This window comes from Streptomyces sp. NBC_01298 (assembly GCF_035978755.1).
GTDB lineage: Bacteria > Actinomycetota > Actinomycetes > Streptomycetales > Streptomycetaceae > Streptomyces.
Genome location: NZ_CP108414.1, coordinates 8,535,898 through 8,560,685, shown reverse-complemented (window position 1 = coordinate 8,560,685; position 24,788 = coordinate 8,535,898). Strand labels below are relative to the sequence as shown.

Sequence of the window (24,788 nt, the reverse complement as noted above, 5' to 3'; positions counted from 1 at the left end):
GGGCGACCGGCTGAGGCGAAACCCGCCCCCGCGCCGACCTCGCGGGTTGCCGCGGACACGGACCGATCATCACATTGCGGCCCATGACATCCTGTGACGTCACAACTCGCCGGACGGGATCGGCGGACGTCCGGGGAATATGGGGAAGGTCCATGAGGCTCTGCTTCCTGGTGGAGGAGCACTATCGACACGACGGCATGCCGAACGAGGTGGTCCGGCAACTGAAGGCCTGGGGCCACCGGGTGGACGTGCTGCGGCCCGGGGGCTCGCTGCTGCGGATGAGCGAGGCCGTGGATGCCGGAGCCCATGACGCCTGGGTCCTCAAGACGGTGTCCGGCGGGCCCGGACTGACCCTGCTCGAAGCCGCCGCCGCGGCCGGCGCGACCACCGTCAACGACGCCCGCGCCATCCGGGGCGTACGGGACAAGGCGCTGGCCGCCGCCATCGGGCGCGGCCGGGGACTGCCGCTGCCGCCGACCTACGCGGTGGCCCGGCCGGAGCTGCTGGCGCAGATCCCGGCGTCGGAGTACCCGCTGGTCGTCAAACCCTCCGACGGCAGCTCCGGGCGCGCCGTCCACCTGGTCTCCTCGCCGCAGCGGCTGGCCTTGCTGCTCCCCGAACTCGCCGGCGAGGGCATGCTCGTCGCCCAGCCGTACGTCCCGAACTCGGGCACCGACCTCAAGGTGTACGCGGTCGGCGGCGAGCTCTTCGCCACGGAGCGCCGCTCTCCCCTGCATCCGGACAGCTCCGTCCCGGAGCGCCTCGTCCCGCTGTCCGCGGAGATCGCGGAGATCGGCGCGCGGGTCGGGGAGGTCTACGGCCTCGACCTGTACGGGGTGGACGTGCTGCTGGGGCCCGACGGGCCGGTGGTCGTGGACGTGAACGACTTCCCGAGCTTCCGTCAGGTCCCGGACGCGGCGGCCCGGGTGGCCCGCGCGGTACTGGGCCTCGCGCGGGGCGCCGGTTCACGGCCCTGCCCCGAAGCCGGGTCCGCCCTCGCGCAGTGGCCCGGCCGGACCGTGTCGATCCCCGTCCAGGCCACGGCGGCCACAACGACCGCTGCTCCGGGGGCTGTCACGCCAACGGCCGGCACCCCGGCGGCCGTTGCCCCGGTGGCCGTTGCTCCGGTGGCCGTTGCTCCGGCGGCCGTTGGTCCGGCGGCCCCCACGGGAGAGCCCGTATGAGGATCGGCCTGATCACGGACAACCCCGGGCATCCGCTGCTCTCGGCGACGGCCGGCCTCCTCCGGGCCGCCGGGCACGGAGTGGAGCTGCTGGATCCCGGCGCACCGGACGCGGCCCTCGGAGCCCCGGCGGACGCGTACCTCCTCAAGGCGCACACCCCGTCCGGCCTGGAACTGGCCCGGCGCCTGGAACGGCTCGGGGCGCCGGTGGTGAACTCCGCCGCGGCCACCACGCTCTGCCAGGACCGCACCCTGATGGCGGAGCTGGCCGTCCGGTCCGGGCTGCCGTTCGCGCGGACCCGTACCGTCGGCCCCCTCGCACGGTGGGCGGCCGACGCCTCACCGGGCTCCCCCGTTGTCGTCAAGAGCCGCCACAGCCGCCGCGGGGACCTCGTGGCCCGGGTCGACGACACGGTCCGCCTCGGGGAGTTGGCCGGGTCCTGGCCCGACGAGCCCGTGGTGATACAGGCCTTCGCCCCGAACAGCGGCTGGGACCACAAACTCTGGGCGATCGGAGACCGCGTCTTCGCGGCCCTGCGCCGCTCCGAACTCTCCCCGGAAGGCCGCGGCCCGACCCTCCCCCTGCCCCGCCTCCCGGAGGGATGGTCGGATCTGACCCGCCGGGTCGGCGAGGTCTACTCCCTGGACGTCTACGGCGTCGACATCATCGCCACCGCCGACGGCTCCCCCCTCATCGTGGACGTCAACGCCTTCCCCGGCATCCGCGACCAGCCGGGCGCCCCCGAGGCCCTGGCTGCCCTGACCCTGAACCGCGCCAAGGGCTAGGCCGTCTCTTTCGGATCTTGCCGGGCCCGCGACGCCTGGCACCGCGCCTGGCCGCACTGCCGAGGCGACCACGTACGCCCAGTACGCGAGCGCCCCGACAGCACGCCCAGGCACGGCACCAGACGCCACGAGCTCGGCCGACAAGATCCGAAAGAGACGGCCTAGGTGATGCCGTGAAACGGAACGGCGATATCGCTTGGACGGGCGCACCCCTGGTCGGGCAGGGTGCGCGGTGATGAGCCGTGACGACGAGACCCGCACACCGCCCCATGCAGCCCCCGACTGCCTCGAAGGGCTGCTGCAGCGCGGCCGCGGCCTGGGCGCGGTGCGCGCCGCGCAGAACCCGGCGGCCGCCGCACCGTTCGTGTACGACGGGATCCGGCGGGACTGGAAGTGGGATCAGTCGGACTCCCGCGCCCTCTACCTGGCCCGGCTGCTCCGGGACTTGGACCTGTCGCCGACGCCGGTCGTCGATCAGCTCGCGGGGAACGAGGAGGAGTGGTCGCGCGCCTCCTCGGTGCTCGAGCTGCTGGCCCTGGCGGGCTCGGAGGAAGCCCGTGAGGGGCTTCGGGCCTACGTCCGGGAGGGCGAGCACTGGGTCCGCGTACTGGAGTCGGTTTCGACGGAGTGGCCGGCCGAGTGGTGGGACGATCTGGGCGATGTCGCGCGGGGCCGGATCGGTGGGGAGGGAGACCTTCCGTCGGCTTCCGAGGTGTGGACCCGGTTCGGGATCGAGGCGCGGGATTCCCCGTTCGCTCCGCGGCCGTCACTGGAGGCTCTGCGCGAAGAGGAACTGCTCGCCCTGCTGGCCGCCGACGGCACCGACGACACCGACGGCTACACGAAGATCGACGCGCTGCGGGCGCTTAACGTCCGGGAGCCAACCGAGGCCCTGATCCCTCTCGTTCCCTCACTCGGCACCGCGGACGGCCGCAGGCCGCTGCCCCGCCTGCGGCGGGCCGTCAACCGCCTCGGACCCCGTGCGGTGCCGGCCGCCCGGGAGTGGGCATCGGACGGACGCGAGTGGTTGTCTCGGATGGGGAAGGACGTCCTGGCCGATCATCCCGGCCCCGAAGCACTGCCGGGACTCCTGGCCGAACTCTCCGAGCAGTGGCGGAACGGGGATTGGTGCGGCCCCGACGTGACGGCGAACCGGCTCGCCCTCTTCGGCGCCGCCGCGGCCGAAGCCGCCCCCGTGCTGCGCCGGCTCTGGCTGCACACCCCACACTCCTACGAGCGGGCCGACTACCTGCGGGCGCTCGCCGTCATCGACCCCTGCGACCTCGACACCACCCATACCGAGTCCCTCTGGGACTGCGAGGAACGGACCCGGCTGCTGGGCATCGCCCACGCACCGGACCGCCCCGAGACCCGGGAGCGGATCGCGACGCTGCGCGACGACCCGATGGAGACCACGGAGGTCAGGGCCGCCGCGCGCACGCGACTGGCCATCGCCACCACCTCTCGTTCGGCCTGATGCGATCCGGGCGGCCGAGGCCGATCGCCGGTCCGGCGACCCACCCCTTCGACTCACTCCTTGGCACCGCCGAGCTTCTCGGCCTTCCGTGCGGCGCTCTCCGCCCGCCGCCGCGCCTTCGCGGCCGCCCGCCCGGCCTCGCGCAAGCCGGCGGCGGCATCCGCACGCGCCCTGGTCGCCGCCTCCAGCCGCTCGCGGACGGTCCTCATCTCCTCCTCGATCGCGGACACCTCGGCCGCCGCACCGTCCGACAGCTCCTGTGCCGCGTCCTGTGCGGCACGCAGGCGGTCCGCCTCGGTCCGGGCTTCGGCGAACTCCGCCCGTGCGGAGGCCCGGGCGGACGCCCGGGCTGCCTCCGCACGCTCACGCCGGGCCTGCCCCTCCCGCCCGCCCGCACCCGCTGTCCGGGTCCGTCGTGACTCCGGGCCGGCCGGTCGGGCCGCCGCCGCCTCCGGCCGGGGCGGAGCAGCACCGGGGAGCGGTTCCAGGCCGGTGAAGCCGACCACGCCGTCCGGAGCCTTCGTCAGCCGGCCCGCCGCCCATCGCGCGGCGACGTCACCGTCGGCGAGGACCGCGTGGAGGATCTGCTCGACCTCGTGGAGCACGGGCTTGCTCACGGTCTGGCCGGCCTCGGCGGCCAGTGAGCGCGCCATGGCCGCGAGGCCGCCGATCACCGCATGCTGATCGTGCGACAGCTTCCGCAGCTGTGCGCCGTCCAGCGTCCGGTGCGCACCGCGCAGTGCCTCGCCGAGCTGGAGGAACTGGCGGGTCTCCTCGGGCCGGAGGCGGGCCGGCAGTCCGGCGGTCCACACCGCGACGGTCGGCTTGCGCAGTCCGGAGATCGCGGCGGCTAGGCCGTCTCTTTCGGATCTTGCCGGTCAGGCCCGCGTCGTCCGGTGCCGTGCCTCGGCGCGCTGCCGGGGCTCCCGCGTACTGGACGTACTCGGGTGCCCCGGCAGCGCGGCGAGGTGCGGTGCCGGGCGGCGCGGGCCAGGCAAGATCCGAAAGAGACGGCCTAGCTCCCGCTTACCGGCCTCCCGGGCCTGAGCCGCGTGCGCGTTCCGTGCCACGGTGAAATCCGCCGGGCGTACCGCGGTCAGCTCCACCATCACCGAGTCCAGGTCCATGGGCGGCAGTCTCCCGCTCGGGGCCCCGGACAGGCTGCCACCGGGCAGGACACCGCGCGTCGCCCTACCAGCGGCTCAGCCCTGGTCCCCTTCGGTCACGGCCGGAGCCCTGAGCCCCGTACGGACGGCCCTGTGGGCGGCTGGGTGAGGCGCAGCCAGGCCGTGAGCGCGGCCTGTAGTTCGAGTACGGCCGGACGGTCGAGGGATTCGGCCGTCCGGCCGGCGCGCAGGGTGACTCCCTGAGGCGTGACGATCCAGCCCACGGGGAAGCGCTCGGGCGAGGTGATCGCCGTGCCGTGGGCGAGGGTGCGCAGCATGGCGTCGCTCCGGGGCGGGACGGGGGTCCGGCGGAGCTGCCCGGTGACGGTCCCCGGCCGGACGGGCAGGCCGAGAAGCGTACGGAACTCGTCGACGGCGGCGTCGAGGGTCCCTGGAGTTCCGGGCGCGGTCCCGATGAAGGCGTTGGTCAGCTCCGGGTGCGGCCGCCCGCGGCGCTTGCCGGTCGGAGGCGGCGGATGCTCCTCCACGTCGACGCGCACGCACGCGGGTGCGATGAGCACCTCGGTGTAGCCCCGCTCGGTGGCTGTCGCGTGGTGCTCCCGCAGAGCGCTGATCGGTCCCGCCAGGATGTGCTGGCCCGTGCTCCACGACGGGTCGGGGCGCGGCTGACGCGGCGGCGGCTTCGGCGGATCGAGCTCTGGCGGCTGCCCGTACACGCCGTGGGAGCGGTGCAGCACACCGGACTCCGTGAGGAGAACCGTCACCTGCCGCCCAACGACGGCACGGCCCAGGCGGAACCCCACCGCGATCACCGGCATCAGCCCCTCCTTCGACGACCCCCGGAACGACCCCTCCGACGGTAGTCGGAAGGCCTGGTGCGGATCGGTGAATCCACTAACGGAGCACGAGCGCACACCCGTCGGGCCTAAGCTGGTGTGTTCTCGGCGAGCCGCCGGCACCACCACGCTCGTGGTCTCACCCCACCCCCGGATCGACGCACCTCGTTACGCCTGGGAGTACGTCCCAGTGGCCGCTCAAGCCGGGTCAGCCGGCCTTCGCTTGTCCTCGACGTGGACGACGTGGAGTTCGGTGCCGTCCCGATGGCGCTTGGAACGACCGAGGAGCCCGACAGAGATCTCCGAGTGATCTTGCGGCTCATCAGGGCCAACATAGGTGAGGACGTCGTTGTGGTGCCCGGTGACGACCCAACCATCTGCGTCCTGGAGGTCGATCACCCCGAAGTCCCCTGCCGAAGATCCGGCATGCGCCGGGCCGAACTCCTTCAGGATTTCGGTGGCCTGCCCGGCAAGCTCTCCATCCGGATCGGTCAGCACGACACAAGTGCCCTGTTCGAACAGGACCCAGGACTTGCGAGGGTCGGAGAGAAGCCGCATCCAGACGTCTATGAGCATCGTGGTATTCACCGCGGTCATCATGCCGCGGAGGACTGACAGAAGGCGTCGGCCGACGGATCCAAGGCTGCCTGGTCCGGCCTGTACGGCGGTGGGGTGATCCGGCTTCGTCATGGGCGCGTCACGGAAGCGCCACAGCGGTGTGCGGCGGGAACCTGCTCGGGGCAGTGGCCCGTGTACGTGCACGTGAGTGCCGGTGTGGTACCGGTCGTGAACCTCGGGGAGCACCCAATGCAGCACACAGCAGGCATCAGCCGGACCGCGGCGGCCCTGGCGACGGTCCTGGCGGCCGCCGCTCTGATGGCGGGCTGCACGCCGACCGGCGACGGCGGCGGTGCCGCCGCCCCGTCGGCGCCGGGCGCGGCCTCGCAGCCGGCCGGGGCCACGCCCAGCGGCGGCGACAAGGGCGGGACCACGAGCGGGGCCGGGAGCGCCGGTTCCACGGGAGGTGCGGCGTCCGCGGGCGGCTCCACCTCCGGCGGGAGTGGTGGGACCGGAGGGAGTGGTGGGACCGGCGGGAGTGGTGGGACCGGCGGGCCGCAGAAGCCCTGTTCGGTCGACGACGTCAAGGTCTCCGAGGGGCACCAGACAGACGTCCGCCCGTCCGGCACGGGAACGGGGGCCGCCGTCGTCTCCGTCACCAACACGTCCAGCGCCCCCTGCAAGGTGTACGGGTACCCGACGGTCGCGGCGGCCGGCAACGGCTCGCCGGAGAAGAACAAGCCGCTGGCCACCACCCACACCGGCCCCGCCGCCACCAACGTGATGCTGGCCCCGGGCGCCCGCGCCTGGACGAAGCTCACCTTCGTCCAGGTCCAGGGCGAGGCCGACGGCTACTGCGCGTCCGGCGCGACCCCGGGCTCCTACCCGACGGTGGTCATCGGCGTACTCGGCGCCGGGAAGCACCAGATCGCCATGGACGACGGCGTGTTCGCCTTCTGCGACGACAAGGTGACCGTCACCGCCTGGTCCTCCGCCAAGCCGTCCTAGGTCAGGGGCTTCAGGCGGGTGCGCAGCAGGCAGAACTCGTTGCCCTCCGGGTCGGCCAGGGTGTGCCAGCTCTCGGCGCCCGTCTGGCCGACGTCCGCCGGACGGGCGCCGAGCGCGAGCAGGCGCTCCAGCTCGGCGTCCTGGTCCCGGTCGACCGGACTCACGTCGATGTGCAGGCGGAGCTTGCCCCTGCGCGGATCGCTGCTCGGGCTGAGCACGAGGGTGGGCTGCGGACCTCCGAAGCCGGGACCGGGCGGCCCGATCTCGATGCTCCCGTCGTCCTCCCGGGAGAGCTCCACGTAGCCCAGCACCTCGCTCCAGAACCCGGCGAGGCGCTCGGGGTCGACGCAGTCGATGACCAGCTCACTGATGCGGCTTACCATGCCCGCCAGTGTACGGACCGGCCACGAGCTACTTGATGACCTCGACCTTCTTGTCGCCCGCGGCCGCGTACGCCGACGCGCTCGCGCCGATGGCCGTGACGGTGAGGGCGAGCAGCACGGATACGGCGGCGGCCGCGGCGCGCCTGTGGGCCGTCCTGCCGGTCGTCTTGCGGTTCATGATGTCCCCCTGATGGTCTGTGGTGGTCGTCCCGGCAGCTTCGCATCCGTGCCCGGGGCCGACAAGTGAGCCCGGGTCGAACGGATCAGGCGAGTGGAGGCGGTCGGCATGCGCGCGGTGGTGTTCGAGCGGTACGGGGAGCCCGGCGAGGTGCGGGACGTGGCCGATCCGGTGCCGGCCGCCGGTGGCGTGGTCGTACGGGTCGAGGCGACGGGGCTGTGCCGCAGCGACTGGCACGGGTGGATGGGGCACGACCCCGACATCACGCTCCCGCACGTGCCCGGCCACGAACTGGCCGGGGTGGTCGTGGCGGTGGGCCCGGGAGTCGCCAACTGGCGCACCGGGGACCGGGTGACGGTGCCGTTCGTCTGCGCCTGCGGCAGCTGCGCCGAGTGCGCCGCGGGGCAGCAACAGGTGTGCGCCCGGCAGACGCAGCCGGGTTTCACGCACTGGGGGTCCTTCGCCGAGTACGTGGCCCTGGAGCATGCCGACGTCAACCTGGTGGCGGTGCCCGAGGAGCTCTCGTACGACACCGCGGCCGGGCTGGGCTGCCGGTTCGCGACGGCCTTCCGGGCCGTCGTCGCGCAGGGGCGGGTGGCGCCGGGCGAGTGGGTCGCCGTACACGGCTGCGGCGGGGTGGGGCTGTCGGCCGTGATGATCGCGGTGGCGGCGGGAGCCCGGGTGGTGGCCGTGGACACCGCGCCGGCGGCGCTGGAGCTGGCTCGGTCCTTCGGAGCCGCGCACTGTGTGGATCCGGGGCGGGTCGACGCGGCCGAGGCGGTACGGGAGGTGACGCGCGGCGGTGCGCACCTGTCGCTCGACGCGCTGGGTTCCCCGGCCACGACGGCGGCGTCGGTGGCCGGGCTGCGCCGGCGCGGACGGCACGTACAGGTCGGGCTGCTTCCGGCGGCGCAGGGGGCCGCGGCGCTCCCGATGGAACGGGTCATCGGCTGGGAGCTGGAGATCCTCGGCAGCCACGGGATGGCCGCCCACGCGTACCCGCCGATGATGGAACTGGTCCGCTCCGGGGCGCTGCGGCCGGACCTGCTGGTCACCTCCACCATCCCCCTGGACGGGGCGCCGGCCGCGCTGGCGGCGATGGGGACGGCGCCGGGACGCGGAATCACGATCATCCGGCCGGGGGCCGACGCGCGGAGCTGAGCCGGAACACCGAGCTGCCCGCCCGCAGGACGGCCGAGCCGCTGGCCGTGAGGGGCTTGTGGTGCGGAGAGGGCATGGCTACATTCCTTGATTACACGTGTAAGCACGAGATGTGGCCAGCCTGAACCGGCCACATTCTCCGCTCGTTCCCCTCACCTCCCCCTCCTTCTCCACCCGCCGCGAGAGGCAGCACAGCCATGTCCACGATCCCCGTCGGCCCACCCCTCGAGGCCGTCGCACCGGCACCGGCACCCGCGACCGCGACCGCTCCCGACCGGGGCGGCAGGCGCACCGGCACCCTCGTCTTCGGCGTCGCGCTGCTCGGATCCGCCGCCGCGCTCGCGCTCGTCGTACGCGGGGACGTGAAGCGGCCGCCCTTCCAGGGGCTCGACGACCGCTGGCTGTCCTGGATGGGCGGACCGCACGACGGGATCCCCTCCGTGGTCGCCGCACTGCTGAACTGGTTCGGGGGCCCGGCGGGCGCCGTCGTCCCGCTGGCCCTGCTGCTCTTCCTGCTCGTCCGGCGGCGCTGGGTGTCGGCGGGATTCCTCTTCGTCGTCTACATGGCCGGAAACATGCTCGTCGTACAGGGCCTCAAGCACCTGGTGGACCGGCCTCGACCGGAGAACCCGCTGGTCCGGGTCGACCACGGCTCCTTCCCCTCCGGCCACGCGGCGGGTGCGGCGCTCCTGGTCGTCATCGTCGGCGCGATCCTCGTTCCCGCCGCCCGGCGCCGGGCGTGGTGGATCGGCGGCGCGGTGTTCATCGCGGCCATGATGTGGAGCCGCACCTGGCTGCACGCCCACTGGCTCAGCGACACCGCCGCCGGGGCGGTGGCCGGCGTCGGCGCCGGCCTGGTCGCCTGGTGGCTCTGCGCCCCCGCGCTGGCCCGGGAGGCCGAACGGCACGCGGAGCGCGGGGTCCGCTAGGCGGCCTCCGCGCCGGTGGCCCGCACGGCTGTCGTCCGGCCTCGGCGCAGCCGCAGCACGGTCAGCACGGCCGCCGCGCCGGCGATCACCAGCACGCCCCCGAGCGTGAGGATCCAGACCGGGACGCCTCCGGCCGTGAGCAGTTCGCCGGTGTACTCGACCCTGCGGTACGGGGCGTCCCCGGCGGCGGCGCGCAGTTCGTGGTCGCCGTCGATCCGGGACGGGACGGGGAAGCTCTGGTCGATCGCCGTCAGGAACACCGGCTCCGCGCCCGCGAACGCGGCGACGGGCCCTGTCGGGGTGATCCGTCCGGCGAAGGTCACCTCGGGCGCGTTGCCGCCGATCGCGGAGACGGGTTCCATCCGGTGCTCCGCCAGGACGTACAGGCCCAGGGACTGGGCGGTGGAGGCCAGCCGGGACAGCCGCATCGGGTAGACGAGCCGGTCGCTGTCGAAGCGGATCAGCAGCGGGTCCAGGGTGCCGCTCAGGGTGGCGCCGGGCTCCCGGGGGGCGAGGCGCACGGCGACGTACTCCCACCGCTGGTCCACGTACGGCTTCAGCTCGGCGGAGAGCCGGTCGGGGAGTTCGAAGCCGTTGGCCTTCAGCCAGTCGCCCAGCGCCCCGGGGTCGGTCGCGGTCAGGCGGGCCACGTCGAAGTCGCCGAGCCGCTCGCGGCCGATGACGCCGACCTGTGGCTCACCGCTGCGGGGAGGAGCCGCTCCGGCCGCGTCACCCCGGCCGCCGTCGAGGGGCCAGTCCCCGCGCCGGGGCCAGAAGTGGCCGCGGGTGCGGTACTCGGGCCCGGTCAGGTCCACCAGCCGCGAGAACAGCATGGCGTCGCCGAGGCGCACCGTGGCCCGACCGGGCACCGGCATGATCCAGGCGGCCCGCTTGGCATCGCCGCCGACCGTGAACCGCATGGCCACCTGCTCGGTCCTGCCGTCCCAGCGGACCACGGAGGCCTCCCGTGAGACTCCAATCCGCGAGGTGCCGTCGGGGACCATCGCCCCGCAGCCGCAGGCGTAGGCCGGGCTGACGAGGGACCCCAACTGGGTCGCGAGCAGGGCGAAGAGCAGGAGCCCGGCCCTCCGCCTGATCCACGCGGCCGTCCGCACCGTCAGCGCCCGCACCCTTGCCGCCCGCACCCTTGCCGTCCGCACCGTCTCCCCCACGCTCCTCGCCCAGTCACATCCACAGCCGCTGTCACAGTCACAGCCACAGCCACAGCCGCCCACGGGACCGCCCCGTACGAGGCATGCGGACCCGTCCGCCCCGGTCTCAGACGGCCGGCGCCGCGATCCGGTTCCGGTCACCTGCCCGCCATCTGCCGGTCACCTCCTCCTGCCACGCTGCGGGCACCCCAGAGTTGTACATACAACTTTTCCGAGCATGGCAGGAGCCACGATGTCCGTACCGGCGATCACCCGCCCGCCCGCGCCCTGGCTGCGCGACAACTGCCCCTGCGCCGAGTGCCGCGACCCGCGCACCGGCCAGAAGCTGTTCCAGATCACCGAATTGCCCGCGGGCCTGGCCGTCGGCGCGGTGCGCGAAGCGCCGGCCCCCGACGGCGGGCCCGGCTGGGAGGTGACGTGGCGGCCGGACGGCCACCGCTCCGTGTACCCGGCCGGGTGGCTCGAGGCCCACGGCCCGGACGGAGCGGCGTACCGCGCGGCCGGGGACGGGCGGACCGAGGCGGACAAGGAGCTGTGGGCGGCGGCGGACCTGGACGGACGGATCCCGCAGGCCGGATGGGACGCGTACATCAGCTCCCGCGCGGTCCGGGAAGAGGTCCTCGACAGCGTGGCCCGGCTGGGCTTCGCCCTCCTGCGGGACGTTCCGTGCCGGGACCGGATGGTCCTGGACGTGGCCCGCACCTTCGGCTTCGTCCGCGAGACCAACTACGGGGAGCTCTTCGAGGTCCGCGTGGAAGCCGACCCCAACAACCTGGCCTTCACCGGTGCGTTGATCACCCCGCACACCGACAACCCCTACCGGGATCCCGTACCGACCCTCCAACTGCTGCACTGTCTGCGCAACGAGGCGGCGGGCGGGGACTCCGGGCTGGTCGACGGCTTCCACGCCGCCGCGCTGCTGCGCGAGCGGGATCCGGAGGCCTTCGAGGTGCTGACCCGCGTGCCGGTGGAGTTCGCCTTCGCCGACGCGCACTGCGAACTGCGGGCCCACCGGCCGCTGATCGATGTGGACCCGCTCGGGCGGATCCGCGAGGTCCGCTTCAACAACCGCTCCATCTCCACGCTGCACCAGCCCGCCGGCGTGCTGGAGGAGTTCTACGCGGCCTACCGGCTCTTCGGCGGGCTGCTGGAACGGCCGGAGCTGCGGCTCGACTTCCGGCTCGCGCCCGGCGACTGCGTGGTCTTCGACAACACCCGTCTGCTGCACGCCCGTACCGCCTTCTCCGAATCGGGGGGACGCCACCTCCAGGGCACGTACGCCGATCTCGACGGGCTGCTCTCCACCCTTGCCGTCCTGCGCCGCGAAGGAGCCGCCGCGTGAACGCCCACGACACCACGGGCGGCGTCGACACCGGCCCCTCCGCCTCCGGCGCCGTCGAGGCCCTCGCCCGGCTCTTCGAGGGCGAGGGCAGCGCCGAGTACTTCGGCGAGGCCGTCACCCAGGCCGGGCACATGCTCCAGGCCGGGGCCCTCGCCGAGGCCGCCGGGGCCCCCGCCCACCTGGTGGCGGCCGCGCTGCTGCACGACATCGGGCACTTCCACGGCACCGTGACCGGCCGCGATCTGATGGAGGGCGGGCAGGACAACCGGCACAGCCACACCGGGGCCGACTGGCTGGCCCGCTGGTTCGGGCCGGAGGTCACCGAGCCGGTCCGGCTGCACGTGGCCGCCAAGCGCTACCTGTGCACGGCCGAGCCGGGCTACTTCGACCTGCTCTCCGAAGCCTCCGTACACACCCTGCGCGTCCAGGGCGGCCCGATGACCGCCGAGCAGGCGCGCGCGTTCGAGGGGCTCCCCGGGGCGGCCGACGCGGTGGCCGTGCGGCGCTGGGACGAGCAGGCCAAGGACCCCGAGCTGGCCACCCCGGACTTCGACCACTTCCGGCCGCTGCTGGAGGCCCTGCTGATCAAGAACGCTTGATCAGCGGAACCCGATCGAAAACCTGCTCAAACGCCCGATCAGGGGCTCAGCGGTCCGAGCAGGCGGCCCAGCGCGCTGGCGGCGGTGGTGTGCACGGTGAAGGCCACCGTCCCCGGCAGATAGCGGTCCTGCGACCACTCCACCGGGACGCCGGCCGGGTCGGTGGACCGGCGCCGCTCGCGCAACAGGGCCTCGCCCGCCGGGCAACCCAGCAGCCGGGCGTCGTCGGCGTCGGCCACCGCGATGTCGATGGTGTGGTGGGCGTCGGCGAAGAGGACTCCGTGCCGGGCGAGCCGCTCGGAGTACGAGACCGTGTCCGGCGGCATGTCCGCGACCAGTGCGCCGACCGGCTCCGGGTACGTCGTGCGCTCCACCATCACCGGGGCGCCGGACAGGGTGCGCAGCCGCAGGACCCGGTACACGGGGGCGCCCGCCGCGATCCGCAGGTGCTCCGCCTCCTCGGCGTCGGCCTCGCCGCGGTCCACGGCCACGGTCCGCCCTCCGGGTTCCTCGCCGAGCGAGCGGGCCCAGCGGGTGAAGCTTCGGAGCTCCGCGACTCCCCCGGCCTCCCCCGCGCCGCCGCCGAGGACGACCCGGCGGGTGCCCCGGCGCGAGGTGATCAGCCCGTCGGTCCGCAGGGCGGCGAGGGCCTGGCGCACCGTACCCCTGGAGACTCCGTAGCGGCGGGCGAGCTCGTCCTCGGCGGGCAGCCGCGCGCCGGATCCGTACTCGCCCGCGGCGATGGCGGTCCGCAGGTCCCCGGCGACCTTCAGATAGAGCGGTGTCCTGGGTGCCGGGTCGCGCGGTGCCTCGTTCACGGGGCCAGCCTGCCATGGCCCGGACGGGGCGAAAGGCCCGGGAGGTCAGGACGTGCCACCCGGTATTGAAATGATGCCTGTCATCTAAATTCGAGGCGTGACCGGAAGGACCGGTGGCCGTGCACCGGCCCGCGCGGCGGGAGCCGCGCACCAACGCGCAGAGGAACCACCCATGTTCGGCATGATCATCGACACCACCCCCGACACGACGTCCGTCGGCCCCGTGGTGCGCCTCGACCCCGAGGGCGGTCCGTTCCGCGAGCTCGCGGCCGTCCGGATCCAGGTGCCGGCCGGCGGGACGATCCCGGCCCACGCGCACGGGGCGTCCGAACTGCTGCTCACGGGCGTCTTCGGGACGGTGGAGGCCTCGTGCGGGTGCGGCGCCGAGACGGTGTCCCCGGGCAGCTTCGCGATGCTGCCGGCGGGCAAGGAGATCACCCTGGTCAACCACGGCACGGAGCCGGCGACGGTCCTGGCGGTGTTCTCACAGAGCGAGTTCACGCGGGGCCTGCCGCGCGCCGCGGCGAAGGGCTGCGGCTGCCAGGGGCACGGCGGCTGACGCGCCGGTCCGCTTCGGGCGGGCCGCTCTTTACTGGCCACCGGCCTGATCCCATACTTCTCGCGTGAGAACGACGGATAAGCAGCCCCGCACCAGTCCGCTGGTGCCCGACGCGGTGGCCCGGGAGATCGCCCGGCACGACTGGAGCTCCATCGACTGCGGCTGCGGCCGCCCGGCCGGTCATCTCGGTCACCTCCCGGACACGTTGTGGGACGCGGCCGAGGGACACCCGGCCGCGTTCCGCGCCCTGGAGGGCCACGCCTTCCACACCGGCGTGCTGCGACCGCCCGCCCCGGCGGTGTGCGGGGTCCTGATGGCCGTCTGGGCCGCCGGCCCGCCCCGCCAGTCGACCCGCGAGGCCCTGCTGTGGGCACTGCTGCGCCTCCTCGGCGCCGAGGACGACGGTTCCTCGTACGAGGCCGGGCTGTACGGCCAGTGCGCCGCGCACATCCGCGCCGGCGCGCCCGGGCTGCGCGATACGGCGACCCGGCGCCCGGGCTCCGAATCGGCCGCCTACGCGGAGGGCATCCTGAGCCTGCTCGACCTGGCGGTCTAGGCCGTCTCTTTCGGATCTTGCCGGGCCCGCGACGCCTGGCACCGCGCCTGGCCGCACTGCCGAGGCGACCACGTACACCCAGCACGCGAGCGCCCCGACAGCACGCCCAGGCACGGCACCAGACGCCGCGGACTCGGCCGACAAGATCCGAAAGAGACGACCTAGGTCCCGCGGGATCAGCGGCACGGGCTGGTCAGCTCTTCGGTCGCGGGTCTGCAGAACGCCCTGTAGTGGCCCGGAAGAGGCGTAGCCGTCGAGTCGACGCTCACGGCGTCGGCTCGGACGGCCCGCGGGGTCTTCTCCCACGCGCCGTCCGCCGACCCTCCGGGTGGCCGGGTAGCCCTGTGCGTGTGCGCCTCGTGCGCCCTGCCGGCTCTCCGTCAGACCCCGAGCGGCGCGACCAGGCACGCCCTCAGGGTGGCCGGGGTGACCTCCGTGAGGGAGGGCGCGAAGACGCGTACCGGTGACGCGGGGACCTCCAGCAGGGAGGGGACCACCAGCACTCCGCAGCCGGCCGCCTCCGCCGAGGCCGCGCCGTCCGGGGAGTCCTCGACCGCCACGCACTGCCACGGCTCCGCGCCGAGGCGTGCGGCGGCGGCCCGGTAGGGGTCCGGGTGCGGCTTCGTCAGGGACGTGTCGTCCGCGGACAGGGTGAGGGCGAAGGGCACGTGGGCCAGTGAGCCGCCCACCACCGAGTCCACGACCACCCGCGGCGAGGCGCTGACCAGCGCGAACGGTATGCCTTCCGCTTCCAGGGCGGTGAGCAGCAGCTGCGCGCCCGGCCGCATCGGGGCACCCTCCTCGACCCGGCCGAAGAAGTTCTCGGTCAGGACCCGCGCCACCTCCCGCACGTCCCCGGCGCCCGCGACCCGTACGAGATGCGCGGCGGTGTCCTCCACCGCCCGCCCGACCACCTCGGGCGCGTCGGCGTCGGTCAGTACGTGACCCAGGTCCGCGGCGATCTCCACGGTGGTCTGCCACCACAGGACCTCGGTGTCGACGAGGGTTCCGTCCATGTCGAAGAGGACGGCGGCGAGTCCGGTCATGAGGCATCCCTTGCGGTCGAGGTCGAAGTCGAGGTCGAAGCTGAGGCGTTCACGACAGCCGCGGCGGCGGTCGTCGTGGCGACGACGAGGACGGGACGTTCGGCCAGTCCCACGGTCGCCCGTGCGCCCGGTACCAGTGCTCCGGCCTCGCGCGAGGGCAGGTCGGCCTTGACCCGGATGCCGTCGGGCAGGTCCAGGTGGAGCCGGGTCACCGATCCGAAGAAGGAGGCCGACACGACGGTTGCCGTGCCCCGCGCGTCCGCCGTCACCGTGACGTTCTCGGGGCGTACGAGGACCTCGACGTCCGAGGTGGAGGGCACCGGGCCGTCCACCGGCAGCCGGGAGCCGGCCACCTCCACGGTCCCGGAGCCGGCCAGCCGTCCGGGCAGCCGGTTCATGGTACCGACGAACTCGGCGACGAACGGGGTCGCCGGCCGCTCGTACAGCTCGGCCGGGGCGGCGCACTGCTCCAGGCGGCCCGCGTTGAGCACGGCGACCCGGTCGGCCATGGACAGCGCCTCCTCCTGGTCGTGCGTGACGAACACGGTGGTGATGCCCAGGGAGAGCTGGAGCCGGCGGATCTCCTCGCGCAGACCGGCCCGTACCTTCGCGTCGAGCGCGGAGAGCGGCTCGTCCAGCAGCAGGACGCGGGGGCGCAGGGCGAGGGCGCGGGCGAGCGCCACGCGCTGCTGCTGCCCGCCGGACATCTGGTGCGGGTAGCGGTCGCCGTGGTCGGGCAGGCCGACCAGGTCGAGCAGTTCGGCCGCACGCTCGCGGCGGGCGGCCGCGCCGACCTTGCGGACGCGCAGGCCGAAGGCCACGTTGTCGCGGGCGCTGAGGTTCGGGAAGAGGCTGTACGACTGGAACACCATGCCGGCGTCACGGCGGTTGGCCGGGATCCGCGTGATGTCCTGCCCGTCGAGGAGGACTTCGCCGGAGTCGGGCTGTTCGAAGCCGGCGACGACGCGCAGCGCGGTGGTCTTTCCGCAGCCCGACGGGCCGAGCAGGGCGACGAGTTCGCCGGGCTCGATGGTGAGGTCGAGTCCGTCGAGGGCGACGGTGGAGCCGAACGCCCGGCGCAGGCCGCGGAATTCGACGCGCGCTCCGCCGGGTGCCGCTTCGCTATCCGCGGACTTCCTGGCCTCGGGAAGGGTGAGGGACATGCGGGTCAGGACTCCTTGCCGGAGGTGCGGGAGGTACGGGAGTGACGCGTGGTCCCGGGAGACACGGTAGCCGGGGCGGTCCCCGCCCGGGAGAGGAGGAGCAGCAGCAACCAGGTGATGAGGAGGCTGAGGACGGAGACGGCCACCGACATCCGGGCGTGCGCTCCGGAGATGGACACGATCCACACGGCGAAGGGCTGGAAGCCGAGCAGCGAGGCGATCGTGAACTCGCCGAGGACCAGGGCCAGCGTGAGGAAGGCGGCTCCGGCGAGGGCGGTCCGCAGGTTCGGCAGGATCACGCGCAGGACCACGTAGGGCCAGCTCGCGCCACAGCTGCGGGCCGCCTCGACCAGGGTCGGTACGTCGACGGCCCGCAGGCCCGCGTCGAGGGAGCGGTAGACGAAGGGCAGTGCGAGCACCGTGTACGCGAGGACGAGGACGAGGGGGAAGTCCGGGTTCTGCACGGCGAGGAAGGTCTGGTAGAGCGGGGTCCGGGAGAGGTGCTCGGGACCCCAGCGCAGCACCGTGGTGATACCGGTGACCAGGGCGATCGGCGGTACGACCAGCGGCATCATGCACATCACCTCCACGACCGGGCGCAGCCGCGGCGAGCCGATGCGTACGGCCACCAGGGCCGGCACGGCGAGGAGCAGCGAGGCGGTGATGGTCGCGGCGGCGAGGCCCAGGGAGAGCAGCAGGCTCCGGGTGAACCCTTCGGCGCCGAGCAGTTGGGTGTACGCCTCGAAGCTGACGCCCTGGCCGGGGACGTGCACGGTGAACACGAAGGAGGCCAGGAGCGGGAGCAGGAAGTACGCGCCCGCGAGCGCGAGCACGGCTCCGCGCCACACCCGGGGCCGGGAGCCGGAGCGGAACCGGCGCGGTGCACGGGCCGGGGCCGGCACCCCGGTCTCCTGCCGGTCCCGCTGCCCGTCCCGGTCCGCGGGGGCCGGAGCGGCGCCCGGAGCGGCGGTCGGGGCCGCCCCGTCGTTCGGGGCGGGCGTCGGGGTCATCGCAGCCATCGGGCGCTCCGTCGCTGGAGGGGCAGGTAGACCGCCATGACCAGGCCGGCGATCACGATCATGTCGAGGCCGAGGGCCAGGGCCACGTTCTCCTGGCCGGTCAGCACGTTCCCGGACAGGGCGTCCGCGATCTTGAGCGTGACCAGCGGGACGGAGCCGCCGACGAGGGCGGCGGCCGTGGCGTGCGCGGCGAAGGCCGTGCCGAAGAGCAGCACGAACCCGCCGAGCAGGGAGGGTGCGAGGACGGGCAGGCCGACGTGGCGCCAGAACTGCCATCCGCTCGCCCCGTTGTTCTGGGCGGCCTCGCGCCACTGCGGGCGCAGTCCGTCCAGCGCGGGGACGGTCACCAGCACCATGAGCGGGGTCAGGAAGTAGAGGTAGACCACGGTGAGGCCGGTGAAGGAGTACAGGTTCCAGCCGAGGCCGGTCAGGTCGGCGAGCTGGGTGACGACACCGGAGATCCCGACCGTGGCGATGAACGCGAAGGCGAGCGGGACGCCGCCGAAGTTGGCGAGGACGCCCGAGGCGGTCAGCGTCGCTCCGCGCAGGGCGCGGGAGGGGGAGGTGACGACGGCCTGCGCGATGAGGACGCCGAGCACGCCGGCCACGAGTGCGGTGAGGCCGGAGAGCTGGACGCTGCCGATGAGCGAGCCGAGGTAGGGCCCCTGGAGGGAGCGGGCCAGGTGCTCGCCGGTCGCTTCGGTGGCGCCGCTGACCGGGTCCGTACGGGTGACCGCGCCGAAGGCGATGGCGCCCAGCGGGACGCCGAAGCACAGTCCGGTGAAGACGAGGAGCGGGAGGGCGGCGAGCCAGGTGCGCGGGCCGCGCCGCCGGCGGCGGGTGGTGCTGCCGCCGGCGGTCCCCGTCGTGGGGGGGATGGTGGTGGAGGCGGACATCAGCTGAGGGCCTTGTCCCACTTCTCGGCGAGGGTGGCCTTGGCCTTGTCCAGCTCCGTGGAGGCCGGGAAGGCCGGGGTGCCCTGGACCTGCGGGAGCTTGGTGACGGCTTCCTTGTCGACGGTGCCGGCCTGGGTCATGGCGGGCAGCAGCACGGGGCGGGCGAAGCCCTTCAGCCAGAGGTTCTGGCCCTCGGTGCTGTACAGGAACTCCATCCACAGGCGGGAGGCCGCCGGGTGGGGGGCGTCCTTGTTGATGGCCTGCGAGTAGTACTGGGCGTAGACGCCGTCGGTGGGGATGGCCACCTTCCAGTCGACGCCCTTGCCCTTAAACTGCTCGGCGTAGCCGGCGTTCAGGTAGTCCCAGTCGATCGAGATGGGGGTCTCGCCCTTCTCGACGGTGGCCGGGGTGGACTCGACGGGGATGAAGTTGCCGCTCTTCTTCAGCCGGCCGAAGAAGTCGATGCCGGGCTGGATGTCCGCGAAGGAGCCCTTGTTGGCGAGGGCCGCCGCGTAGACGCCGCCGAAGGCGGAGCCGGACTTGGTCGGGTTGCCGTTGAGGGCGACCTTGCCCTTGTACTCGGGCTTGGCCAGGTCGGCGAAGGACTGCGGGCAGTTCGGGATGCGGGCGGCGTCGCAGCCGATGGAGACGTAGCCGCCGTAGTCGTTGTACCAGCGGGCGTCCGCGTCCTTCTGGGCGGCGGGGATCTGGTCCCAGGCGGTGACCTTGTACGGGGCGAAGAGGTTCTCGGCGGCGCCGCTGCGGGCGAAGGCGATGCCGAGGTCCAGGACGTCGGGGGCGCGGGTCTGGCCCTTGCGGGACTTGACCGCGGCGATCTCGTCGGCGCTGGAGGCGTCCGGGTTCTCGGCCTTGATCTTGACCTTGGGGTACTTCGCCGCGAACGCCTTCTGGATCTCGCCGTAGTTCGCCCAGTCGGCGGGCAGCGCGATGACGTTCAGCTCGCCCTCCTTCTCGGCGGCCGCGACGAGACCTTCCAGGCCGCCGAAGTCGGCGACCGAGGTGGCGGCGCCGGGCTGGGTCTTGTTCTTGCCGTCTGCGCCGGCGGCGGTCTTGTCGGGTGCGGCGCCGCACGCGCTGAGCACGGTGAGGACGGCGGCGCTGAGCAGGACGGCGGCCGTACCGCGACGGGCGGTGGAACTGAGCACGGTCTCTCCCGGAGACTGGGTCCAAGGCAGGGGTTCACTTGTCTGAACAAGTTGACTCCAGTTCGCCCTGGGTCCCTGTACGGCCGGTGAACGGCGGCTGTCGCGCGGTGCACGACTCGACGAAGACCGGGAATGGCCGGATCCGAACGGGACGTACGACCCTCATGATGATCTTCACGGCCGGTGCGGCCTAGGCTGGGAAGCGGGCGGCCGACGGACGGCGCGCCCGTCCGGGGCACATCCACACGAGGGGGAAGGGGACAGCATGGCTGCGGTGCGGTATCTGGAGATCGCCGAGGCCCTGCGCCGGTCGATCCTGTCCGGCCAGTACCCGGTGGGCGCCCAACTGCCCTCGGAGAGCGATCTGGCGGCGCGCTGGTCGGCCTCCCGCGGCACCGTCCGCCAGGCCGTGGCGACGCTCGCCGCCGAGGGACTGATCGGCTCGCGGCAGGGGGCCCGCAGGATCGTCCTGCGCCACGAACGCAAGCACAGCTTCGGCGAGCTCAACAGCTTCGCCCAATGGGCCGAGGGGGTCGGCCACCAGGCCGCGAGCCGCTTCCTGTCGCGCACCCGCCGCCCGGCGACCGCCGAGGAGGCGGACCGGCTGGCCCTGCCGCCCGGCACGGAGATCCTCGCCGTCCTGCGGCTCCGGCTGCTCGACGGGGAGCCGACGATGGTCGAACGGACCGCCTACGCCGACTGGGTGGCGGCGGCGGTCGAGCGGATGCCCGAGGACTGCCGCTCGGTGATGGACGGGCTGGCGAACGACTCCGGCATCGTCGCCCACTACGGCGAGCACCTCATCGACGCCCTTCCCGCCGGCAGCGAGGACGCCCGGCTGCTGGAAATCCGTCGCGGGAGCCCTCTTTTGCGCCAGCGACACGTCTCCGCGACCCGTACGGGCCGCCCCATCGAGTGGTCCGACGACCGATACCGGGCGGGCAGCGTCACCTTCAGTGTGAACAACTCGGCAGTAGCAACGCCCTTGGAGCGCCGGGCCGGGGACCGCTAGGGGTGTAGGGGCTGCAGGGAGTGTGAGAGCGACGCGGCGACGCTCTCGGCAGCGCTCTCGGCGACGGCTTCGGGGAGCCAGTCCGCGAGCCGCCCGAAGCGGAAGCCCAGCGCGGCGGCCCGGCCGTTGTCCATCGCGTAGGCACGGTCGAAGGAGAACGGCGAGGCCTCGGCCCCGGCCGGGACGGTCCGCAGGACTGGCGCCCGGCCGACCCGCTCGGCGACGGCCTCGGACAGCCCGAGCACGTCCAGCTCCCCGTGCGAGGCGGCGTTCACCGGCCCGGTGAAGTCCAGCTGCCCCGCCCAGTGGAGGAACCGGGCGATCTCGTGGTGGTGGATGAAGGAGGTGGGGTACGGGGCCTTGTGCACCGCCACCGGGATCCCGGCGCCGATCCGCTCCACGTAGTGCGCGAGGCGGCCGGTGAACTCCGCCCGGCCGCCGCCGAGTACGTGCGCGGTGCGCACGGCGACGTGGCCGAAGCCGGGCTCCGCCCCCAGGACCTCCTCGGCCCGCCGCTTGCCCTCGGCGTAGGCACGCGCTTCGGGCGTGGGCGGCGCGGGGTCGTGGACCTCCATCGTCGAGGTCATCACGTACCGCCCGGTGCGGCCGGCGAAGACCCGGCGGGCGATCTCCGCCTGCCGGGGCGTGTAGCAGACCTGGTCGAAGACCACGTCGAAGGAGCGCTCCCCCAGCGCCGCGCGGAGTCCCGCTTCGTCCTCCCGGTCGGCGATCAGGTGGCCGACTCCCCGGGGCGGGGCGGCGGATCCCCGGTTGAGGACCGTCACCTCGTTGCCGGCGTCCCGCTCCAGGGTGACCAGGTGCTTTCCGAAGTACCGGCTTCCGCCGATGACGAGAATCTTGTTCATGTCCGGGACTCTGCCGCTGTACGGTCCCCAGTGGAACTACCGGAATGCTGTTCACGTCGTAAGGGAAACTGATGATCGATGTGCAGCGGCTGCGCATCCTGCGCGCCGTGGCCGAGCACGGCAGTTTCAACAAGGCCGCCGGGGCGCTGCTCCTGACGCCCTCGGCCGTCTCCCAGCACATCGCGGCGCTGGAGCGCGGCCTCGGCCATCCCGTCGCCGTGCGCAGTACCCGCGGGATCACGCTCACCGAGCCGGGGCGGCTGCTGGTGGAGGCGGCGGAGGCGGTCTCGGCCGAGCTCGACCGGGTGCGCCACGAGATCGACCGGGTCACCGCCGAGCGGCCCCGGCTGACGGTCGCCACCTTCGTGAGCGGCGGCCGGAGGCTGCTGCCGGGCGCGCTGGCCCGCTTCGTGGCCGCCCATCCGGAGGTGGAGCTGACGGTCCTGGAGGCGGAACCGGAGGACGCGGTCCCCATGGTGGCCTCGGGCGCCGCCGACCTGGCGCTGACGTACCACTTCGACGGACCGCTGCCGCTCCGGCCGGGGGCCGCGCTCGACTGGCTGCCGCTGAGCCAGGACCCGCTGGCGCTGGTCCTGCCGCCGGGGCACCGGTTCACGGGACGCGCGTCGGTCGCCCCGGCCGAACTCGCCACCGACCGCTGGGTACTGGGCTGCCTGAAGACGGAGGCCTACCTCCGCCGGTACGCGGAAAGGGCCGGCTTCGAGCTCCGGGTGGCGGCCTCCACCACGGACTACTTCTTCGCCCGCTCCCTCGTCGCGGCAGGCGTCGGCGTGGCCCTGATCCCCCGGATCGCCCTGCCTCCGCAGGACACGGACGGGACCGCGGCCGGGGATGGGGCCGGAGACCAGGAGCGGCACGCGCATGGGCACGGAGCCGCGCACGGAGCCGGGAACGCGGATGGCGATCGGGCGGCCCGCGGCGCAACCGTCGTGCCCGTCGAACCCCCCTCCCCCGCACGGCACATCGGCGTCCTCACACCCCGCCGGCGCCGTCCCCATCCCTACGCGGCGACCCTGACCGAGGCCCTGGCGGCAGCCGGCCCCGAACCGGTGCCGGGGGCGGTCCAGCCGTGATCCGGATCCCCCGCACGGTCAAGGTGCTGGCAGGTGGCGTGGTGTTCCTCGCAGCCATCCCGCTCGCCGTTGGCTACGCAACTCGGTGCCGCCTTGGTCCGTTCGTGGGGGTCAGTAGCCGATGGTGAAGCGGCGCTGGACGAAGCGCGGCAGCTCCGCCTCGTCGACGAGGGCGAGTACACCGAGCGGCCGAAGACGGCGTACGAGCACGCGTGGGAGATCCGGGACTCCGCCGAATACCAAGGCTTCCGGCACCTGCTCGCCGGTCATCCCGTCACTTCCGCGGCGACGCCCCGCCGCGGGCGGGTCCGCGTGCCCCAGCGGGCGAGGGACGGGCCGACAGCGCCCAGTGCCGCGAAGAACACCGCCAGCAGCAGCCAGCCCGTCGTGCCGAGGCCGAGCACCACCGTGGTGAGGATCGCGGGGGCGAGAGCCTGGCCCGTGCTGAAGCCGAGACCGAGGACACCCTGGTACTGGCCCTGGGCGTGATCGGGGGCAAGACCGAAGCCCAGGGCGAAGCCCGCCGAGGACTCCCAGACCTCTCCCAGGCTGTGGACGAAGATCGCGGCCAGGACCAGTCCCGCCGCGGCCCAGACCGGGGTGTACGCCGCCAGCGCCATCATCGGGCAGCTGAGGAGGAAGAGCAGCCCCGCCGTGCGAAACGCCCGGCCGCCGTCGTACGGAGTCTCGATCCGCGAGCCGATCCTGGTCTGCGTCAGCACGCAGAAGAGGGAGTTGACGGCGAACAGCGCGGCCACCGTCCAGCGCGGCGCTTCGGTGTGCTCCGAGATCCAGATCGGCAGGAGCAGGGAGACCACCGGGTACTGCAGTCCCATGGCCCCGTAGAGGGCGGTGAACGCCAAGAAGGGACGATCCGCGAAGACGGGCCAGCGCCGCTGCCGGGACGGCGCTGCCAGTACCGGATAGCGGGGCAGCAGGAGCAGAAGCACCGCGCACAGGGCGAAGCTCGCCGCGTTGCCGAGGATCAGCGTGACATAGGCGCCGCGGGTGTCGGCGGCCAGCGCCAGCCCGGCGCCCACCGTCCCCAGGACGACGCCCAGATTGACGAAGGTACGCAGCTTGGCCCGGAACAAGGCCGGGCGCTCACCCCCGACCCGGACCACCAGCGCGCCCCACGCCGCCCCACCGGCCGCCGCGGCGATCTGGTCGACCGTCGCGATGACCGTGAGCGCGGCCCAGCTCTCGACGAGAACGAGCGCCGCCATCGACACCGCCTGGACCGCGAGGGCCAGCATCATGATCGTGCGCGCCCCACGCCGGTCGGCCAGTTGCCCGCCTGGTATCCCCGCGCCCAGGCCGATCACTCCGGCGATGGTGAGCGCGGCGCCGACCTGCACCGCGGGCAGCCCCACGACCAAGGTGAAATAGAGCGCCGACGCCGCGTTGAACAGACCGTTGCCGACCCGGTTGGTGAAACTGGCGGCGATCAGCACGCGCTCCGGCCTGCTGTCCCCCGCCATCCGGCCTATTCGGCCTGCCAGGCCGCCCTTGATCATGGTCGGCAGGTTAACAGCGGCCGCTGATCCGGCAGCAGTCGCACCAAGATCGCGTGCGGGGCCGTCGGTGGAGAACCCGGTCTACGAGCGGGTCTCGACCGACCGGCGGTCGACCACCCGGCAGAACCTCGTCCTGGACGAGGCCGGGATCGAGGGCCCTGGGGTGCGCCATCCGATGGGATCGGGATGTCGGGATGTCCCTGCCACTTCGGACAGCGGCGACCGTACGTGTGCGTTGCCGTTGGTGGACAAGTGCTCCGCCCCGGCGCAGCGCGGGCCCGCGCTGTCGGTCCCGGACCGCCCAACCGCCTGACCCGCCGTCATGATCCCCGTAAGG

At 73.5% G+C, this 24,788-nt stretch carries 27 protein-coding genes; 12 read left to right on the top strand and 15 right to left on the bottom strand.

Annotated features, from left to right (window positions below):
• Positions 1-152 precede the first annotated feature (152 nt).
• The 3 genes from OG730_RS39060 (at position 153) to OG730_RS39050 (ending at position 3,446) form a co-directional block, all read left to right on the top strand.
• Positions 153-1,184, top strand: coding sequence for an ATP-grasp domain-containing protein (locus OG730_RS39060; RefSeq protein WP_327308741.1), 1,032 nt, complete (start codon positions 153-155; stop codon positions 1,182-1,184).
• Positions 1,181-1,969 (top strand): ATP-grasp domain-containing protein, encoded by a 789-nt coding sequence (locus tag OG730_RS39055; RefSeq protein WP_327308740.1) that lies wholly within the window; start codon positions 1,181-1,183, stop codon positions 1,967-1,969. The genes OG730_RS39060 and OG730_RS39055 overlap by 4 nt, the downstream gene beginning before the upstream one ends.
• A 235-nt stretch (positions 1,970-2,204) precedes the next feature.
• Positions 2,205-3,446 (top strand): hypothetical protein, encoded by a 1,242-nt coding sequence (locus OG730_RS39050; protein WP_327308739.1) that lies wholly within the window; start codon positions 2,205-2,207, stop codon positions 3,444-3,446.
• 53 nt (positions 3,447-3,499) lie between these two features.
• Here the strand turns inward: OG730_RS39050 and OG730_RS39045 are convergent, their stop codons facing one another.
• From OG730_RS39045 to OG730_RS39035, 3 genes are all read right to left on the bottom strand, one after another.
• Positions 3,500-4,258 carry a hypothetical protein gene (locus OG730_RS39045; RefSeq protein ID WP_327308738.1) on the bottom strand — a complete coding sequence of 253 codons (759 nt, stop codon included), beginning with the start codon at positions 4,256-4,258 and terminating at the stop codon, positions 3,500-3,502.
• 410 nt (positions 4,259-4,668) lie between these two features.
• On the bottom strand, positions 4,669-5,391 hold the full coding sequence (locus OG730_RS39040) for a hypothetical protein (protein WP_327308737.1): 723 nt from the start codon (positions 5,389-5,391) through the stop codon (positions 4,669-4,671).
• 216 nt (positions 5,392-5,607) lie between these two features.
• Positions 5,608-6,009, bottom strand: a complete 402-nt coding sequence (locus OG730_RS39035) for a hypothetical protein (protein WP_327309591.1) — start codon at positions 6,007-6,009, stop codon at positions 5,608-5,610.
• A gap of 207 nt (positions 6,010-6,216) precedes the next feature.
• On the opposite strand from OG730_RS39035, the gene OG730_RS39030 reads away from it, so the two are divergent.
• A complete protein-coding gene (locus tag OG730_RS39030) occupies positions 6,217-6,975 on the top strand; it encodes a DUF4232 domain-containing protein (protein WP_327308736.1) in 759 nt (252 codons plus the stop codon).
• Here OG730_RS39030 and OG730_RS39025 read toward each other — a convergent pair.
• Positions 6,972-7,358, bottom strand: coding sequence for a VOC family protein (locus OG730_RS39025; protein ID WP_327308735.1), 387 nt, complete (start codon positions 7,356-7,358; stop codon positions 6,972-6,974). The two genes, OG730_RS39030 and OG730_RS39025, sit on opposite strands and share 4 nt — an antisense overlap.
• Before the next feature lie 28 nt (positions 7,359-7,386).
• Positions 7,387-7,536 (bottom strand): hypothetical protein, encoded by a 150-nt coding sequence (locus OG730_RS39020; RefSeq protein ID WP_327308734.1) that lies wholly within the window; start codon positions 7,534-7,536, stop codon positions 7,387-7,389.
• Between the two features lie 108 nt (positions 7,537-7,644).
• Between OG730_RS39020 and OG730_RS39015 the strand changes: the two genes are divergently transcribed.
• Both OG730_RS39015 and OG730_RS39010 read left to right on the top strand, forming a co-directional pair.
• Positions 7,645-8,697: a zinc-dependent alcohol dehydrogenase family protein gene (locus OG730_RS39015; RefSeq protein WP_327308733.1), complete on the top strand. Its 1,053-nt coding sequence runs from the start codon at positions 7,645-7,647 to the stop codon at positions 8,695-8,697.
• Positions 8,698-8,894: 197 nt separating this feature from the next.
• Complete coding sequence (locus OG730_RS39010; protein ID WP_327308732.1) at positions 8,895-9,626, top strand: phosphatase PAP2 family protein; 732 nt, start codon at positions 8,895-8,897, stop codon at positions 9,624-9,626.
• On the opposite strand, the gene OG730_RS39005 is transcribed toward OG730_RS39010, so the two are convergent.
• Positions 9,623-10,786 (bottom strand): DUF2330 domain-containing protein, encoded by a 1,164-nt coding sequence (locus OG730_RS39005; protein WP_327308731.1) that lies wholly within the window; start codon positions 10,784-10,786, stop codon positions 9,623-9,625. The genes OG730_RS39010 and OG730_RS39005 overlap by 4 nt on opposite strands.
• Positions 10,787-11,015: 229 nt before the next feature.
• Between OG730_RS39005 and tmpA the strand changes: the two genes are divergently transcribed.
• Positions 11,016-12,140, top strand: a complete 1,125-nt coding sequence (tmpA, locus tag OG730_RS39000) for a 2-trimethylaminoethylphosphonate dioxygenase (RefSeq protein WP_327308730.1) — start codon at positions 11,016-11,018, stop codon at positions 12,138-12,140.
• Entirely contained in the window at positions 12,137-12,739 is a 603-nt protein-coding gene (locus tag OG730_RS38995) for a phosphonate degradation HD-domain oxygenase (protein ID WP_327308729.1), read from the top strand. Before tmpA ends, OG730_RS38995 begins: the two co-directional genes overlap by 4 nt.
• 38 nt (positions 12,740-12,777) lie before the next feature.
• On the opposite strand, the gene OG730_RS38990 is transcribed toward OG730_RS38995, so the two are convergent.
• Positions 12,778-13,557, bottom strand: a complete 780-nt coding sequence (locus OG730_RS38990; RefSeq protein ID WP_327308728.1) for a GntR family transcriptional regulator — start codon at positions 13,555-13,557, stop codon at positions 12,778-12,780.
• A 172-nt stretch (positions 13,558-13,729) separates the two neighbouring features.
• Here OG730_RS38990 and OG730_RS38985 point away from each other — a divergent pair, with 172 nt between their 5' ends.
• Positions 13,730-14,116 carry a cupin domain-containing protein gene (locus OG730_RS38985; protein ID WP_327308727.1) on the top strand — a complete coding sequence of 129 codons (387 nt, stop codon included), beginning with the start codon at positions 13,730-13,732 and terminating at the stop codon, positions 14,114-14,116.
• A gap of 64 nt (positions 14,117-14,180) precedes the next feature.
• The gene (locus OG730_RS38980; protein ID WP_327308726.1) at positions 14,181-14,672 is read left to right on the top strand and encodes a hypothetical protein; all 492 of its coding nucleotides are present in this window, start codon (positions 14,181-14,183) and stop codon (positions 14,670-14,672) included.
• 380 nt (positions 14,673-15,052) lie between these two features.
• Here the strand turns inward: OG730_RS38980 and OG730_RS38975 are convergent, their stop codons facing one another.
• From OG730_RS38975 to OG730_RS38955, 5 genes are read right to left on the bottom strand one after another with little or no spacing between them, the layout of a single operon-like run.
• Entirely contained in the window at positions 15,053-15,718 is a 666-nt protein-coding gene (locus OG730_RS38975; RefSeq protein ID WP_327308725.1) for an HAD family hydrolase, read from the bottom strand.
• Positions 15,715-16,881, bottom strand: coding sequence for an ABC transporter ATP-binding protein (locus tag OG730_RS38970; RefSeq protein ID WP_327308724.1), 1,167 nt, complete (start codon positions 16,879-16,881; stop codon positions 15,715-15,717). The genes OG730_RS38975 and OG730_RS38970 overlap by 4 nt, the downstream gene beginning before the upstream one ends.
• 5 nt (positions 16,882-16,886) lie before the next feature.
• On the bottom strand, positions 16,887-17,900 hold the full coding sequence (locus OG730_RS38965; RefSeq protein ID WP_327308723.1) for an ABC transporter permease: 1,014 nt from the start codon (positions 17,898-17,900) through the stop codon (positions 16,887-16,889).
• Positions 17,888-18,796: an ABC transporter permease gene (locus tag OG730_RS38960; RefSeq protein ID WP_266875171.1), complete on the bottom strand. Its 909-nt coding sequence runs from the start codon at positions 18,794-18,796 to the stop codon at positions 17,888-17,890. The genes OG730_RS38965 and OG730_RS38960 overlap by 13 nt, the downstream gene beginning before the upstream one ends.
• Positions 18,796-19,962 (bottom strand): ABC transporter substrate-binding protein, encoded by a 1,167-nt coding sequence (locus OG730_RS38955; protein ID WP_442815150.1) that lies wholly within the window; start codon positions 19,960-19,962, stop codon positions 18,796-18,798. The genes OG730_RS38960 and OG730_RS38955 overlap by 1 nt, the downstream gene beginning before the upstream one ends.
• Positions 19,963-20,227: 265 nt before the next feature.
• Here OG730_RS38955 and OG730_RS38950 point away from each other — a divergent pair, with 265 nt between their 5' ends.
• On the top strand, positions 20,228-20,974 hold the full coding sequence (locus OG730_RS38950; protein ID WP_327308722.1) for a GntR family transcriptional regulator: 747 nt from the start codon (positions 20,228-20,230) through the stop codon (positions 20,972-20,974).
• On the opposite strand, the gene OG730_RS38945 is transcribed toward OG730_RS38950, so the two are convergent.
• Entirely contained in the window at positions 20,971-21,840 is an 870-nt protein-coding gene (locus OG730_RS38945; protein ID WP_327308721.1) for a Rossmann-fold NAD(P)-binding domain-containing protein, read from the bottom strand. The genes OG730_RS38950 and OG730_RS38945 overlap by 4 nt on opposite strands.
• 71 nt (positions 21,841-21,911) lie before the next feature.
• On the opposite strand from OG730_RS38945, the gene OG730_RS38940 reads away from it, so the two are divergent.
• Positions 21,912-22,934 carry a LysR family transcriptional regulator gene (locus OG730_RS38940; RefSeq protein WP_327308720.1) on the top strand — a complete coding sequence of 341 codons (1,023 nt, stop codon included), beginning with the start codon at positions 21,912-21,914 and terminating at the stop codon, positions 22,932-22,934.
• A 111-nt stretch (positions 22,935-23,045) separates the two neighbouring features.
• Here OG730_RS38940 and OG730_RS38935 read toward each other — a convergent pair whose 3' ends face one another.
• Together OG730_RS38935 and OG730_RS38930 are read right to left on the bottom strand one after the other, a co-directional pair.
• Positions 23,046-23,204, bottom strand: a complete 159-nt coding sequence (locus OG730_RS38935) for a hypothetical protein (RefSeq protein ID WP_327308719.1) — start codon at positions 23,202-23,204, stop codon at positions 23,046-23,048.
• Entirely contained in the window at positions 23,201-24,451 is a 1,251-nt protein-coding gene (locus OG730_RS38930) for an MFS transporter (protein WP_327308718.1), read from the bottom strand. Before OG730_RS38930 ends, OG730_RS38935 begins: the two co-directional genes overlap by 4 nt.
• Positions 24,452-24,788 lie beyond the last annotated feature (337 nt).